The sequence below is a fragment of the Kribbella sp. NBC_01484 genome (genome assembly GCF_036227145.1).
Classification (GTDB): domain Bacteria; phylum Actinomycetota; class Actinomycetes; order Propionibacteriales; family Kribbellaceae; genus Kribbella.
In genome coordinates, this window is record NZ_CP109437.1 from 8,628,856 (window position 1) to 8,643,377 (window position 14,522).

Annotated in this window: 18 protein-coding genes; 5 read left to right on the forward strand and 13 right to left on the reverse strand. The window is 68.6% G+C overall.

From position 1 onward, the window contains the following. The first annotated feature begins 22 nt into the window (after positions 1-22). Positions 23-715 carry an alpha/beta fold hydrolase gene (locus OG555_RS41555; protein WP_329479496.1) on the forward strand — a complete coding sequence of 231 codons (693 nt, stop codon included), beginning with the start codon at positions 23-25 and terminating at the stop codon, positions 713-715. Here the strand turns inward: OG555_RS41555 and rlmN are convergent, their stop codons facing one another. The 4 genes from rlmN to OG555_RS41575 form a co-directional block, all read right to left on the reverse strand. After that, complete coding sequence (rlmN, locus tag OG555_RS41560) at positions 716-1,834, reverse strand: 23S rRNA (adenine(2503)-C(2))-methyltransferase RlmN (RefSeq protein WP_328519484.1); 1,119 nt, start codon at positions 1,832-1,834, stop codon at positions 716-718. A gap of 77 nt (positions 1,835-1,911) precedes the next feature. Continuing rightward, positions 1,912-2,211 carry a SelT/SelW/SelH family protein gene (locus OG555_RS41565; RefSeq protein ID WP_329479498.1) on the reverse strand — a complete coding sequence of 100 codons (300 nt, stop codon included), beginning with the start codon at positions 2,209-2,211 and terminating at the stop codon, positions 1,912-1,914. A gap of 34 nt (positions 2,212-2,245) precedes the next feature. Continuing rightward, on the reverse strand, positions 2,246-2,377 hold the full coding sequence (locus tag OG555_RS41570) for a hypothetical protein (protein ID WP_329479500.1): 132 nt from the start codon (positions 2,375-2,377) through the stop codon (positions 2,246-2,248). 111 nt (positions 2,378-2,488) lie between these two features. Further along, a complete protein-coding gene (locus OG555_RS41575; RefSeq protein WP_329479502.1) occupies positions 2,489-3,397 on the reverse strand; it encodes an LLM class flavin-dependent oxidoreductase in 909 nt (302 codons plus the stop codon). Between the two features lie 62 nt (positions 3,398-3,459). Here OG555_RS41575 and OG555_RS41580 point away from each other — a divergent pair, with 62 nt between their 5' ends. Continuing rightward, positions 3,460-3,864 carry a MarR family winged helix-turn-helix transcriptional regulator gene (locus OG555_RS41580; RefSeq protein WP_329479504.1) on the forward strand — a complete coding sequence of 135 codons (405 nt, stop codon included), beginning with the start codon at positions 3,460-3,462 and terminating at the stop codon, positions 3,862-3,864. Positions 3,865-3,895: 31 nt separating this feature from the next. Continuing rightward, positions 3,896-4,894: an LLM class flavin-dependent oxidoreductase gene (locus OG555_RS41585; RefSeq protein WP_329479506.1), complete on the forward strand. Its 999-nt coding sequence runs from the start codon at positions 3,896-3,898 to the stop codon at positions 4,892-4,894. Here the strand turns inward: OG555_RS41585 and OG555_RS41590 are convergent. From OG555_RS41590 to rpsB, 6 genes are all read right to left on the reverse strand, one after another. Further along, positions 4,871-5,455 carry a GNAT family N-acetyltransferase gene (locus OG555_RS41590; protein ID WP_329479508.1) on the reverse strand — a complete coding sequence of 195 codons (585 nt, stop codon included), beginning with the start codon at positions 5,453-5,455 and terminating at the stop codon, positions 4,871-4,873. The genes OG555_RS41585 and OG555_RS41590 overlap by 24 nt on opposite strands. Further along, positions 5,452-6,300, reverse strand: coding sequence for a phosphatidate cytidylyltransferase (locus tag OG555_RS41595; RefSeq protein WP_329479510.1), 849 nt, complete (start codon positions 6,298-6,300; stop codon positions 5,452-5,454). The genes OG555_RS41590 and OG555_RS41595 overlap by 4 nt, the downstream gene beginning before the upstream one ends. Then, the gene (frr, locus tag OG555_RS41600) at positions 6,300-6,854 is read right to left on the reverse strand and encodes a ribosome recycling factor (RefSeq protein ID WP_329484939.1); all 555 of its coding nucleotides are present in this window, start codon (positions 6,852-6,854) and stop codon (positions 6,300-6,302) included. The genes OG555_RS41595 and frr overlap by 1 nt, the downstream gene beginning before the upstream one ends. A gap of 150 nt (positions 6,855-7,004) precedes the next feature. Then, positions 7,005-7,766: a UMP kinase gene (pyrH, locus tag OG555_RS41605; protein WP_329479512.1), complete on the reverse strand. Its 762-nt coding sequence runs from the start codon at positions 7,764-7,766 to the stop codon at positions 7,005-7,007. 44 nt (positions 7,767-7,810) lie between these two features. Continuing rightward, the gene (gene tsf, locus OG555_RS41610) at positions 7,811-8,629 is read right to left on the reverse strand and encodes a translation elongation factor Ts (RefSeq protein ID WP_329479514.1); all 819 of its coding nucleotides are present in this window, start codon (positions 8,627-8,629) and stop codon (positions 7,811-7,813) included. 110 nt (positions 8,630-8,739) lie between these two features. Further along, positions 8,740-9,777, reverse strand: a complete 1,038-nt coding sequence (gene rpsB, locus OG555_RS41615; RefSeq protein ID WP_329479516.1) for a 30S ribosomal protein S2 — start codon at positions 9,775-9,777, stop codon at positions 8,740-8,742. Between the two features lie 291 nt (positions 9,778-10,068). Between rpsB and OG555_RS41620 the strand changes: the two genes are divergently transcribed. Further along, positions 10,069-10,722, forward strand: a complete 654-nt coding sequence (locus tag OG555_RS41620) for a M23 family metallopeptidase (protein ID WP_329479518.1) — start codon at positions 10,069-10,071, stop codon at positions 10,720-10,722. An 11-nt stretch (positions 10,723-10,733) separates the two neighbouring features. On the opposite strand, the gene OG555_RS41625 is transcribed toward OG555_RS41620, so the two are convergent. The 3 genes from OG555_RS41625 to OG555_RS41635 form a co-directional block, all read right to left on the reverse strand. Continuing rightward, the gene (locus OG555_RS41625; protein WP_329479520.1) at positions 10,734-11,132 is read right to left on the reverse strand and encodes a VOC family protein; all 399 of its coding nucleotides are present in this window, start codon (positions 11,130-11,132) and stop codon (positions 10,734-10,736) included. 69 nt (positions 11,133-11,201) lie between these two features. Beyond that, positions 11,202-11,681: an RrF2 family transcriptional regulator gene (locus OG555_RS41630; protein ID WP_328519471.1), complete on the reverse strand. Its 480-nt coding sequence runs from the start codon at positions 11,679-11,681 to the stop codon at positions 11,202-11,204. A gap of 63 nt (positions 11,682-11,744) precedes the next feature. Continuing rightward, the gene (locus tag OG555_RS41635) at positions 11,745-12,686 is read right to left on the reverse strand and encodes a tyrosine recombinase XerC (protein ID WP_329479522.1); all 942 of its coding nucleotides are present in this window, start codon (positions 12,684-12,686) and stop codon (positions 11,745-11,747) included. A 274-nt stretch (positions 12,687-12,960) separates the two neighbouring features. Here OG555_RS41635 and OG555_RS41640 point away from each other — a divergent pair, with 274 nt between their 5' ends. Next, positions 12,961-14,445 carry an APC family permease gene (locus tag OG555_RS41640; RefSeq protein WP_329479524.1) on the forward strand — a complete coding sequence of 495 codons (1,485 nt, stop codon included), beginning with the start codon at positions 12,961-12,963 and terminating at the stop codon, positions 14,443-14,445. Positions 14,446-14,522 lie beyond the last annotated feature (77 nt).

A 14,522-nucleotide genomic window follows, 5' to 3' on the forward strand; every position in this document is an offset into this window, starting at 1 on the left:
GGCGTGGTTTACGGTCCCCGGCATGATGAACTTCGTGTTGGTGCCTGGGGCGTGGCTCGGTGGGTGGGCGTGGGACGAGGTGGCCGCGGCCCTGCGTGCGGACGGGCATGGGGTCTACCCGGTGACGCTGAGCGGGGTCGCCGAGCGGCGTGGTCCGGACGCCGGTCAGCAGCAACATGTCGACGACATCGTGGCGGTCATCGAGGACAACGACCTGCAGGACGTCGTACTCGCGGGCCACAGCTACTCCGGGATCCCGGTCGGTCAGGCGGCCGGGCGGATCGGTGATCGGCTGCGGCGGGTGGTGTACGTCGACTCGAACATCCCGACGGATGGGAAGTCGTTCGTCGACGGCTGGTCCGACGAAGGCCGCGCCTGGGTTCAGGAGCAGCTGACCGCGTCCGGCGGTTTCTGGCCGCCACTCACCGCCGAGGACTACGCCGACCAGGACCTCTCCGACGAGGTCATCGCCACGATCGTCTCCCGCAGCACCCCACACCCCGGCCGCGCAATCACCGAGCCAGCTGTCGTCACCCGCCCGATCACCGAGCTCCCGACGACCTACATCAAGTGCCTGCTGGACGGCGCCACCCCGTCATCCGACGTGGCCAAGCACCTCGAGTCCCCGACCTGGGACCTGGTCGAGCTCCCCACCGGCCACTGGCCGATGTTCTCCCAACCAACCGCCCTGGCGAAGATCCTCAGCGGCTGCTGATCACTTGTTGGCGGCGGCGAGCTGGCCGCAGGCGCCGTCGATCTCCTGGCCGCGCGTGTCGCGGACGGTGGTGGGGATGCCGCCGGCCTCGAGGCGGCGGACGAACTCGCGCTCGTCGGCCGGGTCGGAGGCGGTCCACTTGGAACCGGGGGTCGGGTTGAGCGGGATCAGGTTGACGTGCACCCAACCCCAGTCGCCGCGGGCCCGCAGCTTCTCCGCCAGCAGGTCGGCCCGCCAGGCGTGGTCGTTGATGTCGCGGATCATCGCGTACTCGATCGACACCCGGCGCTTGGTCTGCCGCGCGTACGCCCAGGCGGCGTCGAGGACCTCGTCGACCTTCCAGCGGTTGTTGATCGGCACGAGCTCGTCCCGCAGCTCGTCGTCCGGCGCGTGCAGCGACAGTGCGAGCGTGACCGGGATCCCCTCGGTCGCGAGCTGGTTGATCCGCGGCACCAGCCCGACCGTCGACACGGTCACACCACGCGCCGAGATCCCGAGGCCCTCCGGCGACGGGTCGGTGAACCGCCGCACCGCGCCGATCACGGCCTTGTAGTTGGCCATCGGCTCGCCCATGCCCATGAACACGATGTTGTTGACCCGTCCCGGCCCGCCGGCGATCTCACCGCGGGACAGCGCCCGCGCACCGTCGACGACCTGCTCGACGATCTCGGCGGTGGTCATGTTGCGCGTCAGTCCGGCCTGGCCGGTCGCACAGAACGGGCACGCCATCCCGCACCCGGCCTGCGAGGACACGCACATGGTGGTGCGACCCGGATACCGCATCAGGACGGACTCGACCAGCGAGCCGTCGAGCAGCTTCCACAGCGTCTTGCGGGTCTCCCCGTTGTCGCACTCCAGGTCGCGCACCCGGGTCAGCAGCGGCGGCATCAGCTCCGCGACCAGTTTGTCGCGGGTCGCGGCCGGCAGGTCGGTCATCTCGGCCGGGTCGGACACCAGCCGGGAGAAGTAGTGGTTCGACAGCTGCTTGGCCCGGAATGCGGGCTCCCCCAGCGCGGCGACCGCCGTACGCCGCTCCTCCCCGGTGAGGTCGGCCAGATGCCGCGGCGGCTTCTTGGCACGGCGCGGCTCATCGAAGACAAGAGGAAGGGAGGTAGTCATAACATCCCCGATTGTCCCTTGCCGCCGACCACATTCACAAATTCACATCCCCCACGTGCCCAGAATCACAGACCCGGTCAGCTCTCGGCGGCCGGCTCCTTGCGATCCGAGTGACCGAGCTTGCGGTCCGGCGCGATCCGGTCACGCACCAACTGCTTCAGCGTGGGGATCTCGGCGAATCCACCCTCCGCCTTGCGCGACCACAACGTCTCCCCGTCCAGCCGCACCTCGAAGACGCCACCGGTGCCCGGAATCAGCGCGACCTCCCCGAGCTCCTTCGGGAAGGTGGTCAGCAACTCCTGCGCGGTCCAGGCCGCCCGCAACAACCACCGGCACTGCGTGCAGTACTCGATCTCCAACCGCGGTTCCCTCGTCACGGCGACAACGGTATCGCCGTGACGAGGGGCGTCTTCAGGCCGAGTGGCCCTTCGGCGGGATCAGGGTGGCGAGCTGGTTGAAGGTGAGCCAGTACGTCGCTGTCGGGGCGAAGCCGGCCGGGTCGGCGATCAGCACGGTCAGGTCACCGGAGTCGTACCCGATCACGGTGAAGTAGTGGTAGATCGTGTAGTTCGGGTAGCCCGGCGGGTGGTTGTTGGCCGGGGCAACGATGTTGGCGACGACTATTCTCCAACCCTTTCCACCCAGCTCGAAAGGTCAGGCGGCAGCTTCCTCCACGGGCTCGATGATCTCCCGGACCAGCCAGCGCACCGCCCGCTCCGGATACGGCCTCGGCAGCGACAGCACGATGTGATCGAACCCCAGTCCGGCGGCGCGGTGCACGATCGCCCGGGTCGACGCCGGATCGTCGTACGAGACGATCTGCTGCAGTGACCGGCTGATCGTGCCCGGGTCGCGGCCGATCCGCGCGCACTCCGCGTCCAGCCGCCGTACGCGATCGGTCAGGACGTCGAAGTCGTTGTGCGGCGGGCCGGCGATGTTCCAGATGTCGGCGTACTCCGCGATGAGCCTCATCATCCGGTTGCCCCAGCCGCCGATCAGCAGCGGCGGACCCGGTCGCTGGATCGGCTTCGGCTCGTTCCGGTTCTCCTCGAGCGTGTAGTACCGGCCGTGGAAGTCGAAGACGTCCTGCGTCCACATCCCGCGCAGGATCTCGATCGTCTCGCGCAGCCGATCCACGCCCTCCCCTGGCGGTACGAGCGTCAGGCCGTACGCCGCGTACTCCGCAACGGCCGGGTTCGGGCCCGGGATGCCGCCCGTACCGGCCGGCTGATGCGTACCGCCGGCACCCAGACCCATGATCAGCCGCCCACCAGAGATCACGTCCAGCGTGCTGGCGATCTTACCGAGCACCGCCGGCGGGCGGATGCGGTTGCTGGTGACTAGCAGCCCGAGCCGGAGCCGGGTCGTCTGTGCGGCCAGCGCGGTGAGCAGCGTCCAGCCTTCGAGCACGTCGCCGTCCTTGGGGCCGACCAGCGGCAGGAAGTGGTCCCAGAGCCAGGCGTCACGGAGCTGCGGAACCTCGTCGGCCTCCAGCCAAACGCGCTGGATGTCGGCGTACGGGACATGCATCGGGGTGGTCTTCAGACCGAAAGACAGTTCCATAATCATCAGGATAACTGATGATCAGCTCTCCTGACGATCAGGTTGCCGGTAGATTTGCTCGTATGGTGTCGGACCGGCTGGGGTATCTGCTCAAACACGTCCTGGCGCGGCTGACCGAGGCGCAGACCAAGGCGCTGGCCCCGCACGGGTTGAACGGCCGCGATCTGGCCGTGCTGTCCGCAGTCGCGTCCGGCGAGCCGCTGTCACAGCTCGAGGTCGCATCCAGGCTCCGCGTCGACCGGACCTCGATCGGCGACCTCATCGACGGCCTGGAGGACCGAGGATTCGTGGAGCGCCGACGGAGCCCCGAGGACCGGCGCCGCAACGTAGTCGCGCTGACCGAGTTGGGCGAATCCACCTACGCCACGGCCGAACGGATCCGGCTCGAGGTCGAGCGCGAATTCCTCGCTCCCCTGCGCGACGGGAAACGCTTCCGGTCGGATCTTCAGGCCCTGCTGGGGGAATGACGGTTCTGCCGCGCCCGTTGGACTCTGCATCATGGCTGCACTCTCCGGCGTTCCCATATCCGTGCTGGACCGCTCGCGGACGCGAGTAGGTGAGACGGAAGCCGAGACACTGCGTGCAAGCGTCAAGCTGGCTCAGCAGGTCGAAGAGCTTGGCTACAAGCGTTTCTGGGTGTCAGAGCACCACAGTGTCCCCGGAGTGGTCGGCTCCGCTCCCACAGTGCTGGCTGCGGCAGTGGCCGCCCGTACTAGTCGCATCCGCGTCGGCACCGGCGGTGTGATGCTGCCGAACCACCGGCCGCTCGTGGTGGCCGAGCAGTTCGGAGTGCTGGAGTCGCTGTACCCGGGCCGCATCGACATGGGCCTCGGCCGATCAGTCGGCTTCACGAACGGCATCCGTCGTGCCCTGGGCGTCGAGAAGGATGCGACCGAAGACTTCGCCGCCCAGGTCCGCGAACTGCTGGCGTATCTCGCCGGCACCCAGCAGAACCAGGTCCACGCCCGCCCAGGCGAAGGTCTGCACATCCCACCGTTCATCCTGGCGGTCGGCGAAGGCGCCGCGATCGCAGCATCTCTGGGCCTGCCGGTGGTCCTCGCCGCTCGCTCCGAGTCTCAGGTGCTCGAGACCCTCGACCAGTACCGCACGAGCTTCCAACCATCAGCCTGGGCGTTGGAGCCCTACGTGATCCTCGCCGTCACCGCCGCGGTCGCGGACACCACCGAAGCTGCCCGGCAGATCCTGTTGCCCGAGGCATGGGCCAGCGCGTACTCACGCACGCGTGGCGTGTTCCCGCCTTTGCAGCCGGACGTTCCACCCGAGATGACCGCTCGCGAGCAAGAGTTCTTCGAGAACGGTCTCCGTGGCCAGATCTACGGCACGCCTGACGAGGTCGACGCAGCACTCGGCGGTCTGGTACGCCGTACCGCCGTCGACGAAGTGTTGATCACGACCAACACCTACGACCGGGCTGACTTGCTGGCGTCGTACGCCGCCCTCGCGGAGCTGGCGCTACCGGTTGATGCGCGCCTCTAGGCCCTTGCGGACCTCAGGCCACTCATCGGCCAGGATCGAGAACACGACAGTGTCGCGGAACGAGCCGTCGGCCAGTCTCTTGTGCCGGCGCAGCACGCCCTCACGCGTCGCACCGAGCTTCGCGATGGCTGCCTGAGACCTGGTGTTCTTCGAGCCGGTCTGGATCTTCACCCGGCCGAATCCGCAGTCCTCGAAGGCATGCTGGAGTAACAGCAGCTTCGTCGCCGGATTGACCGCCGTACCCCAGACCGCCGGCGCGTAGCCGGTCCAGCCGAGGTGGATGCTCTCGTTGACCAGGTCGACGTCCCCGAGGCTCGACGTACCGACAACCGTGCCGTCGGCAACCAACCGCACCGCGTAGGCGAACCGCTTCGCCGCAGCCGGAATCCACGCGGCCCGCATCGCCTCCGCGCTCTCGGGCCCACGACCGCCGCCGAATCCCCCGGCGTACACCTCTTCGTTGCCGATCGCGGCGTACAGCTCCTCGATGTCGCTGTCCCGCAGCCGGTCCAGTCGTACGACGCCGCCCACCAGGGACCGTCCGTCCGGTGCGACCGTCATGGCTTCACCAGGAGATGCAGCACCAGCCAGACCGCGGGCGCCGTCGCCAGCAACGAGTCCAGCCGGTCCATCACGCCGCCGTGCCCGGGCAGCAGGTTCGACATGTCCTTGATGCCCAGGTCGCGCTTGATCATCGACTCGGCGAGGTCGCCGACCGTGGCAGTCAGCACCGCGACCGCACCGACGATCGCACCGGCCCACCAGTCCCCGTCGAGCAGCCAGACGACCGAGGCGATACCGGCTCCGATGCAGGCGAGCACCGAGCCCGCGAAGCCCTCCCAGGACTTCTTCGGGCTGATCGTCGGCGCCATCGGGTGCTTGCCGAACAGAACACCGGCCGCGTAACCGCCGACGTCACTGGCGACCACGACCAGGAAGAACGTGACCACCCGCTCGGGGCCGTCCACCTCTGGTTGGACCAGCAGGATCGCGAACCCGGCCAGCAGCGGCACGTAGCCGATCAGGAAGACCCCGGCGCTCGCGTCCCGCACGAACCCGACCGTCCCGCCCGGCACCCGCCAGAAGATCGTCCCGAGCACGGTCAGCGCGAGCGCGACCAGCAGCGCCATCGGTCCGCCGAAGTACGCCGACAGCAGCATCGCCGTCGTACCGACGAAGAGCGGGACCCGCGGGATGATCGCCCCGCCGGTCCGCAGCGCTTTGATCATCTCGTCGACGGCGATCAGTACGACCGCCAGCACGAGGACGGTGAACAGCACCTTCTGCCAGAACAGCGATCCGAGGATCAGCGCGCCGAGGCCGACACCCACGGCGATCGCCGCAGGCAGGTTCCGCCCGGCGCGGCTCGGGCTGGGACTCGGCGCGGGCGTGCTCTCGACGCCCATCACACCTCGAGCAGTTCGGCTTCCTTGTGCTTGAGCAGCTCGTCGATCGAGTCGACGTACTTCTTCGTCAACCCGTCGAGGCGCTTCTCAGCACTCTTGCCCTCGTCCTCGCCCGCATCGCCGTCCTTGACGGTCTTGTGCACCTGATCCATCGCGTGCCGGCGGATGTTGCGGACCGAGACCTTGGCCTCCTCGGCCTTGGTCTTGGCGACCTTGATGTATTCCTTGCGCCGCTCCTCGGTCAGCTGCGGCATCACCACCCGGATCACCGCGCCGTCGTTGCCCGGGTTCACACCCAGGTCCGAGTCGCGGATCGCCTTCTCGATCGCCGTCATCGCACCCTTGTCGTACGGCGAGATCAGCACGGTCCGGGGCTCCGGCACCTGGAAACCGGCCAGCTGCTGCAGCGGCGTCGGCGTGCCGTAGTAGTCGGCCAGGATGCCCGCGAACATCTGCGGGTGCGCCCGGCCGGTGCGGATCGCGGCGAAGTCGTCCTTCGCGACCTCCACGGCCTTCGCCATCTTCTGCTCGGCTTCGCGGAGAGCTTGGTCGATCACGACATTCCTCGCTTCCTCAGGGCCGCCTCGGCGCGGCCACTCCAACCAACGAACACAGGAACCCTACGAACGCAGGTTTACCAGATAACGGACATCCACCCGTGTCGAACGATCCTAGTCGTACGGGCGCGTACGGCGTACCTGGGGCTACTGGCCCGGGGAAACGACGGTGCCGATCTTCTCGCCGTGGACGACCCGGGCGATGTTGCCCTCCTCGAGCCCGAAGATCACGATCGGCAGCGCGTTGTCGCGGGCCAGGCTGATCGCGGTCGCGTCGGCCACCCGCAGGCCGCGGGCCAGGAAGTCGTCGTACGACAGCTGGTCGAACTTCACCGCGTCCGGGTTCTTCTTCGGGTCGGAGTCGTACACCCCGTCCACGCCCTGCTTGCCCATCAGCAGCGCCTCGGCGCCGATCTCCAGCGCACGCTGGGCGGCGACCGTGTCGGTGGAGAAGTACGGCATGCCGGAGCCGGCGCCGAAGATCACCACGCGGCCCTTCTCCAGGTGCCGCTCGGCCTTGCGCGGGATGTACGGCTCGGCGACCTGGCCCATCGTGATGGCGGTCTGCACCCGGGTCTCGATCCCGAGCTTCTCCAGGAAGTCCTGCAGCGCCAGGCAGTTCATCACCGTGCCCAGCATGCCCATGTAGTCGGCCCGGTTGCGCTCCATCCCGCGCTGCTGCAACTCGGCGCCGCGGAAGAAGTTGCCGCCACCGACCACGACCGCGACCTGGACACCGGACCGGGCCACCTCGGCGATCTGCTTGGCGATCGAGTTCACCACGTCGGGGTCGACGCCGAGCTTGCCGCCGCCGAACACCTCACCCGAGAGCTTCAGCAGCACCCGATGGTAGGCGGGCGCGAACGGCGAAGAGGCCGGACTCGTCTCGGTACCCAGGGTTTCCGTCACGATTCCGGCCTCCTCGTCGATGAAGAACTGTGCTTTTCCTGCGATCAGGCGCCGACCTCGAAGCGGGCGAACCGCTTCACGGTCACACCGGCCTCGTCGAGCACGGCCTTCACGGACTTCTTGCTCTCCTGGACCGACGCCTGCTCGAGCAGCACGACATCCTTGAAGAACCCGTTCACCCGGCCCTCGACGATCTTCGGCAGGGCCTGCTCCGGCTTGCCTTCCTCGCGGGCCGTCGCCTCGGCGATCCGCTTCTCGTTCTCGACCGTCTCGGCCGGGACCTCGTCGCGGGTGGTGTAGAGCGGGCGCATCGCGGCGGCCTGCATGGCGGCACCGCGAGCGGCCTCGACGTTGTCGCCCTCGAACTCGACCAGCACGCCGACCTGGGCCGGCAGGTCCGCGGCGCGCTTGTGCATGTACGCCGTCACCTGGCCGTCGAACACGGCGACCTTGCCGAGCTCGAGCTTCTCGCCGATGACCGCGGCCAGGGCCTCGATGTTCTCGGCGACCGACTTGCCGTCGGCCAGCTTCTCGCTCAGCAGGCCCTCGACGTCGCCGACCTTGCTGGCGGCGGCGTGCGCGACGATGTCGGCGGCGAGCTGCTGGAACTGCTCGTTCTTGGCGACGAAGTCGGTCTCGCAGTTGAGCTGGACCAGCGCGTTCTCCGCCGCGGCCACCAGACCGTTGGTGGCGGAGCGCTCGGCGCCCCGCTTGGCGGCCTTGGCCGCGCCGTGGATGCGCAGCTCCTCGATCGCCTTCTCGAAGTCGCCGTCGGTGGTCTCGAGCGCCTTCTTCGCGTCCATCATGCCCGCGCCGGTGGCGTCGCGGAGCTTCTTCACGTCAGCGGCGGTGTAGTTCGCCATTCCTCGTTCTCTCGTCTTGTCGATGCGGCTGGATGAGCGGGGCAGGCCCGGTTGCGGACCATGCGGCGCAGCGGGGTGCCGCCCGGCGGACCGGGCGGCATCCGTGGCTGTCAGGCCTCGTCGGCCTTCGGGGTCTCCTCGGCCTTGGCCTCGGACTCGGTCCCCTCGACCACGACGGCGTCGGTCGCGATCGGCTCGGTCAGCACCTCGGTGGCCGGGGCCTCCGCGGCGGGGGCCTCGGCAACCGGAGCCTCAGCGGCCGGAGCCTCGGCAGCCGGAGCCTCGGCAGCCGGGACCTCGGCAGCCGGGACCTCGGCAGCCGGGGCCTCGGCAGCGGCCGGGGCGTCAGCGGCCTTGGCCTCGGTGGTGCCGTTCTGGCTCTCCAGCAGCTCCCGCTCCCAGGCGGCCAGCGGCTCCTCGGCGCCCAGCTCCTCGCCGGCCGCGGCAGCGCCCTGGCCACCACGCGACATCAGACCGTCGGCGACGGCGTCGGCGACCACGCGGGTCAGCAGGCCGACCGAACGGATCGCGTCGTCGTTGCCCGGGATCGGGAAGTCGACCTCGTCCGGGTCGCAGTTGGTGTCCAGGATGCCGATGATCGGCAGCTTCAGCTTGCGCGCCTCGTCGACCGCGAGGTGCTCCTTCTTGGTGTCCACGATCCACACGGCGGCCGGAACCCGGGCCATGTCGCGGATACCGCCGAGGGTCTTCAGCAGCTTGTCGTGCTCGCGCCGCTTCTGCAGCAGCTCCTTCTTGGTGACACCGGAGGCCGCGACGTCGTCGAAGTCGATCAGCTCCAGCTCCTTGAGCCGCTGGAGCCGCTTGTTCACGGTCTGGAAGTTGGTGAGCATGCCACCCAGCCAGCGCTGGTTCACGTACGGCATGCCGACCCGGGTCGCCTGCTCGGCGATGGCTTCCTGGGCCTGCTTCTTGGTGCCGACGAACAGGATCGCGCCGCCGGAGGCGACCGTGCTACGAACGAACTCGTAGGCGCGGTCGATGTACGACAGCGACTGCTGCAGGTCGATGATGTAGATGCCGTTGCGCTCGGTGAGGATGTAGCGCTTCATCTTCGGGTTCCAGCGCCGGGTCTGGTGCCCGAAGTGCACGCCGCTCTCAAGGAGCTGCTTCATGGTCACGACGGCCATGAGGGTGTTCCTCCTGTCGCGCCCGGCTGCTCGCGCGGGCGCTGTTCTCGGTTGTCTCGCGCCGAACCGGGTGGCCCGCCGCTCCTGATGCCCGTCGCACGAACCCACCCGGGAGGTCCCGGGACCGAGGGAAACGCGCTGTTGTGCGGGCATGCGTAGTCGTCCCACTCACATGGGACGCCACCGGAAGTGTACGGGACCAGCCCCGCCGAAGGCGAACCGGCCACCGGTTGTCCACAGGCCGCGAACTCACTGTCCGCAACCGCCCATCCCGACGGCATGTTCCAGGGTATGAAGCTCATCCTCCTGACCCTGACCACAGCCGCGCTGACTCTCGGAACCACCCCACCCGCCACGGCGGCCCCGCCGGTGCTACCGGCGTGGCCTCTCCAGCCACGACCACAGGTCGTGCACGGCTTCGAACTCCCGGCCAAACCCTGGCTCCCGGGCCATCGCGGCGTCGACCTGGCCGGCACCCCGGGCCAACCCGTCCTCGCGGCGACCACCGGCACCATCACGTACGCCGGTCCGCTCGCGGGACGCGGCGTGGTCACGGTCTCGACCGGCCCTCGCCGTACGACCTATGAGCCGGTCGTCCCGGCGCTGGCGGTGGGGACCGCCGTGACCCCTGGCACCCTGATCGGCCATCTCTCTGCCGCCGGCTCGCATTGCAGACCCGCGACTTGTCTGCACTGGGGCCTCATCCAGGGCAAGCAGTACCTCAACCCCCTCACCTTGGTCCCCGACCGCCCGGTCCGCCTACTTCCACTCAGCCCAGATCCGCCACCCCGGGCGGCAGCTCCGCCACCTGAACCAAGCCCGCGCGCCGAGCGTGCCGACGCGCCACACGACACGTCCCGAGCCGGCGAGCGGACGGCCGCCGCCATAGTCGGCGCGACGGCAGCCCTGATGCTGGCCGGCGGACTGCTGATCAGGCGCCACTAGTCCGGCCAGACCTAGGCGGGCAGATTGACCTGCCATGAGACCCCGAAGCGGTCGTTGACCCATCCGAACTTCCGGCTGAAGCCGTACTCCCCGAGCGGCATCAGCACCCCGCCCTTCTCGGACAGGGCGGCGTACAGCCGGTCGAGCTCGGCCTCGTCCGCACAGTCGACGAACAGCGACACCGACGGAGTGAAGGTGAACTGGTGCTGCACAAAGCTGTCACTGCACATGAGCCGCTGCCCCGCGAGCGTGAACACCGCGGTCATCACCGACCCCTCGGGGCCTGGACCTTCCGCGCCGTGCCGAGTGATCGAGACGACCTCTGCGTCGTCGAAGAGCGACACGTAGAAGTTCATCGCCTCCTCGGCCCTGCCCTCGAACATCAGGAACGTGGAGATCTGCTCAGCCATCAAACCCCTCCTGTAGTATCGACTTATATAAGTCGTCACTGTAGCAATGGCCGGGCCGGAGCGCGAGCCTCAGCTGCCGGGGACCCGAGCCTGCCAGGCGTCCTCGTCGCGGGAGCGGCGTTCGACGCCGGCCGGAAGCTTGTTCTTGGCGAGGTCGATGAGCGTGGTGTGCTCGAGCACGTCGCGCAGGCTGGCCCGCGCGGCGATCCAGACGCGCTGCAGGACGACGGCCCGCTCGTTGTACGCGACGCTCTCGGGCCGCACCCCGGAGATGCTCACGATCGGTCCGTCCACCGCGCGCATCACGTCGGCGACCGAGATCTCGTTCGGATCGACGGCCAGCCGCCACCCTCCGGACTGGCCGCGCTGACTCACCAGCACGCCGGCGCGGCGCAGGTCGGCGAGGATGCCCTGCAGGAAGCCGTGCGGAATCCCCTGCGCGCGACTGAGTTCCTCGGCCGACACCACCGAGGGATCGTTCGCCACCCATCGCTGAGTGATCTCGATCAACGCCCGCAACGCATAGTCAGACTTCGCCGAAACCCGCATGTCCCGCAGTCTGCCCCATCGCCCTGCCACCGCGCCGCATCCACACCCCGTCCTGGCCGCGGATCAGGCTCGAGGATGGGCCTGCTCGTAGGCCTTGCGGAGCCGGTCGGTCGAGATGTGGGTGTAGATCTGCGTGGTCGCCAGCGAGGCGTGCCCGAGCAGTTCCTGGACACTGCGAAGATCGGCACCACCTTCGAGCAGATGGGTAGCGGCCGTGTGCCGGAGCCCGTGCGGCGACAGGTCCGGCGCGTCGACGACCCCGATCCGCTCGTGGACGAGACGTCGTACCGCTCGCTGGTCGATCCGGCCGCCGCGAGCGCCGAGGAAGACAGCCGGGCCGCTCCCGTGTCGCGCCACCTCCGGTCGCGCCTCGTCCAGCCATCTCTGGAGAGCTTCGGCAGCGGGCACGCCGTACGGGACGGAGCGTTCCTTGCGTCCCTTGCCGAAGACGCGGACGACGCGTCGCGAGGTGTCGACGTCGTCGATGTCGAGGGCACAAAGCTCGCCGACGCGGATGCCGGTCGCATACAGGAGTTCCATGATCGCCAGATCGCGCAGCCCGACCGGGTTGCCGTCATCCGCTGCCACCGCGGCGGCATCCAGGACGGCTCGAGTGTCGGCCTGGCCCAGCACGCCGGGCAGGGTTTTGTGCGGCCGCGGGCTCGCCAGCAACGCCCCCGGATCCGTGCTGATCCGGCCGGTCCGCTGCGCCCACGCGGTGAAGACACGCGCGGCCGTGGCCCGCCGCGACATCGTGCTGCGCGCCTTGCCGAGGCTCTGCTGCTTGGCCAGCCAGGAGCGCAGCCCGCGGATGTCGAGGGACTCGAGATCATCGTGACCAAGCCGAATCAAATGTTCGAGTAAATCCGCGACATCTCCGATGTAGGCTCTCACGGAATGTCTGCTGAGGTCTCTTTCCGCCGTCAGATGCCGTTCGTAGTCAGCCAATAACGCAGCGAAACCCTCCGGCCAGTCGGGGTTCGTGCTGACAGCGTCCGGCGTCATGCCTCGACGATGCGGGAGCCGGCCCGGCATCGCAAGCCACCGCGCGGGGGTCGAGGAGGGGAGGTCTGGTCGATAGCCCGACGGTCGACTACTGTTCGGCCCGATTGCCCTAGTAGCAACGGAGGCACCCCTGACCATGGCCCCCTCAGCGAACGGACAGACCGTAGGCCGGCGCCTGCCGGTCGAGTCGGCGTTCACTCGAGTCGAGGACGCGCGACACCGTCTGCCGCGCTTGTTCGGTCGTCGCGACCTGGTTGTACTTGGCCTGGGCGTGATGATCGGGTCCGGCATCTTCAGCATCAGCGGTAACCAGGCGGCCACGGTCGCCGGCCCGGCCGTGATCATCTCGTTCGTGATCGCGGCGATCGTGTGTGTGCTGGCCGCGGCCTGCTACGCCGAGCTGTCGTCCACCATTCCTGTTTCGGGCAGCGCGTACACCTTCAGCTATGTGACCTTCGGCGAGATGTGGGCCTGGCTGGTCGGCTGGGCGCTCGTGCTCGAGCTCGTCACCGCGGCGGCCATCGTCGCCCGCGTCTGGTCGGCGTACTTCCTGGCCACCTTGGACGGATTCGGCGTGACGCTGCCCGCCGGTGTGGCCAAGTTCTTCGGCCCGAACGCTGAGGTCAACCTCGTCGCCCCGGTGCTGTTGCTGATCCTGACCGCGTTGATCGTGACCGGCACCAAGCTGTCTGCCCGGGTGCTGACGGTCGTGGTGATCGCCAAGGTCGCCGTGATCCTGCTGGTCGTGATCGTCGGCGCCGCGCACATCAACATGGCCAACTACCACCCGTTCGTGCCGATGGCCCGGGCCGCGCCCGCGACCGCCAGTCCGACGTTGCTCGGCTGGATCCTGGATTCGTCGTTCGGCTCCTTCGGGATCATGGGCATCTTCACCGCGGCCAGCTCGATCGTGTTCGCCTACATCGGGTTCGACCTGATCGCGACCGCGTCCGAGGACGCGCGCAGCCCGCGCAAGACGGTTCCGCAGGGCATGCTGCTCGGCGTCGGCGCCGTCACGATCCTCTACATCGCGATGGCCGTCGTACTGGTCGGAATGCGCCCGTACGGCAAGCTGGGCGGCAGCGCACCGGTCTCGGAGGCGATGGCCGCGGTCGGTGTCGGCTGGGCCGCAAAAGTGGTCAACCTAGGCGCCCTGCTGGCGCTGATGACGGTGATCATGGTTGTTCTCATCGCGCAGAGCCGCGTCCTGTTCAACATGGGCCGCGATGGTCTCCTGCCGAAGAGCCTTGGTCGAGTCAGCCGGGTCTACTCCTCCCCCGCCCGCGCGGCGGCCGCTGCCGGCCTCGCCGCCCTGGCGCTGACGCTCTATCCGAAGGTGCTGGACCTGGAGGAGTTGCTGGTCATCGGCGCGTTGTTCTGCTTCGCGTTCTGTGCGATCGGCGTCCTCACCCTGCGCCGCTCCGAGCCGAACCTGGAGCGCGGCTTCCGGGTGCCGATGGTGCCGCTGATCCCGCTGCTGTCGCTGGGCGCAACACTGTGGCTGATGCTCAACATGAAGACGAGCACCTGGACGAAGTTCGGCATCTGGATGGCGATCGGACTGGCGATCTACGGCCTGTACGGGCGCTGGCACAGCCGGCTGGCGAACGAGGACAGCTGGGACTTCGACATCGGCGACACCGATCCCGGGACCGGCGGCCTGCAGGCCATCCGGCCCGATCCGAACGAGTTGCGTGCGGTGCGCACACCGCCGCACGAGCAGCACAAACCGTCCCGCGGCAAGCACATGCGCAACTGACGCCGTCCCGGCGGTTGTCCGCGGCAACGTCGTGCCCGTGATCGTTGTCCCCGGCAACATCATCGGTGACAGAGTTG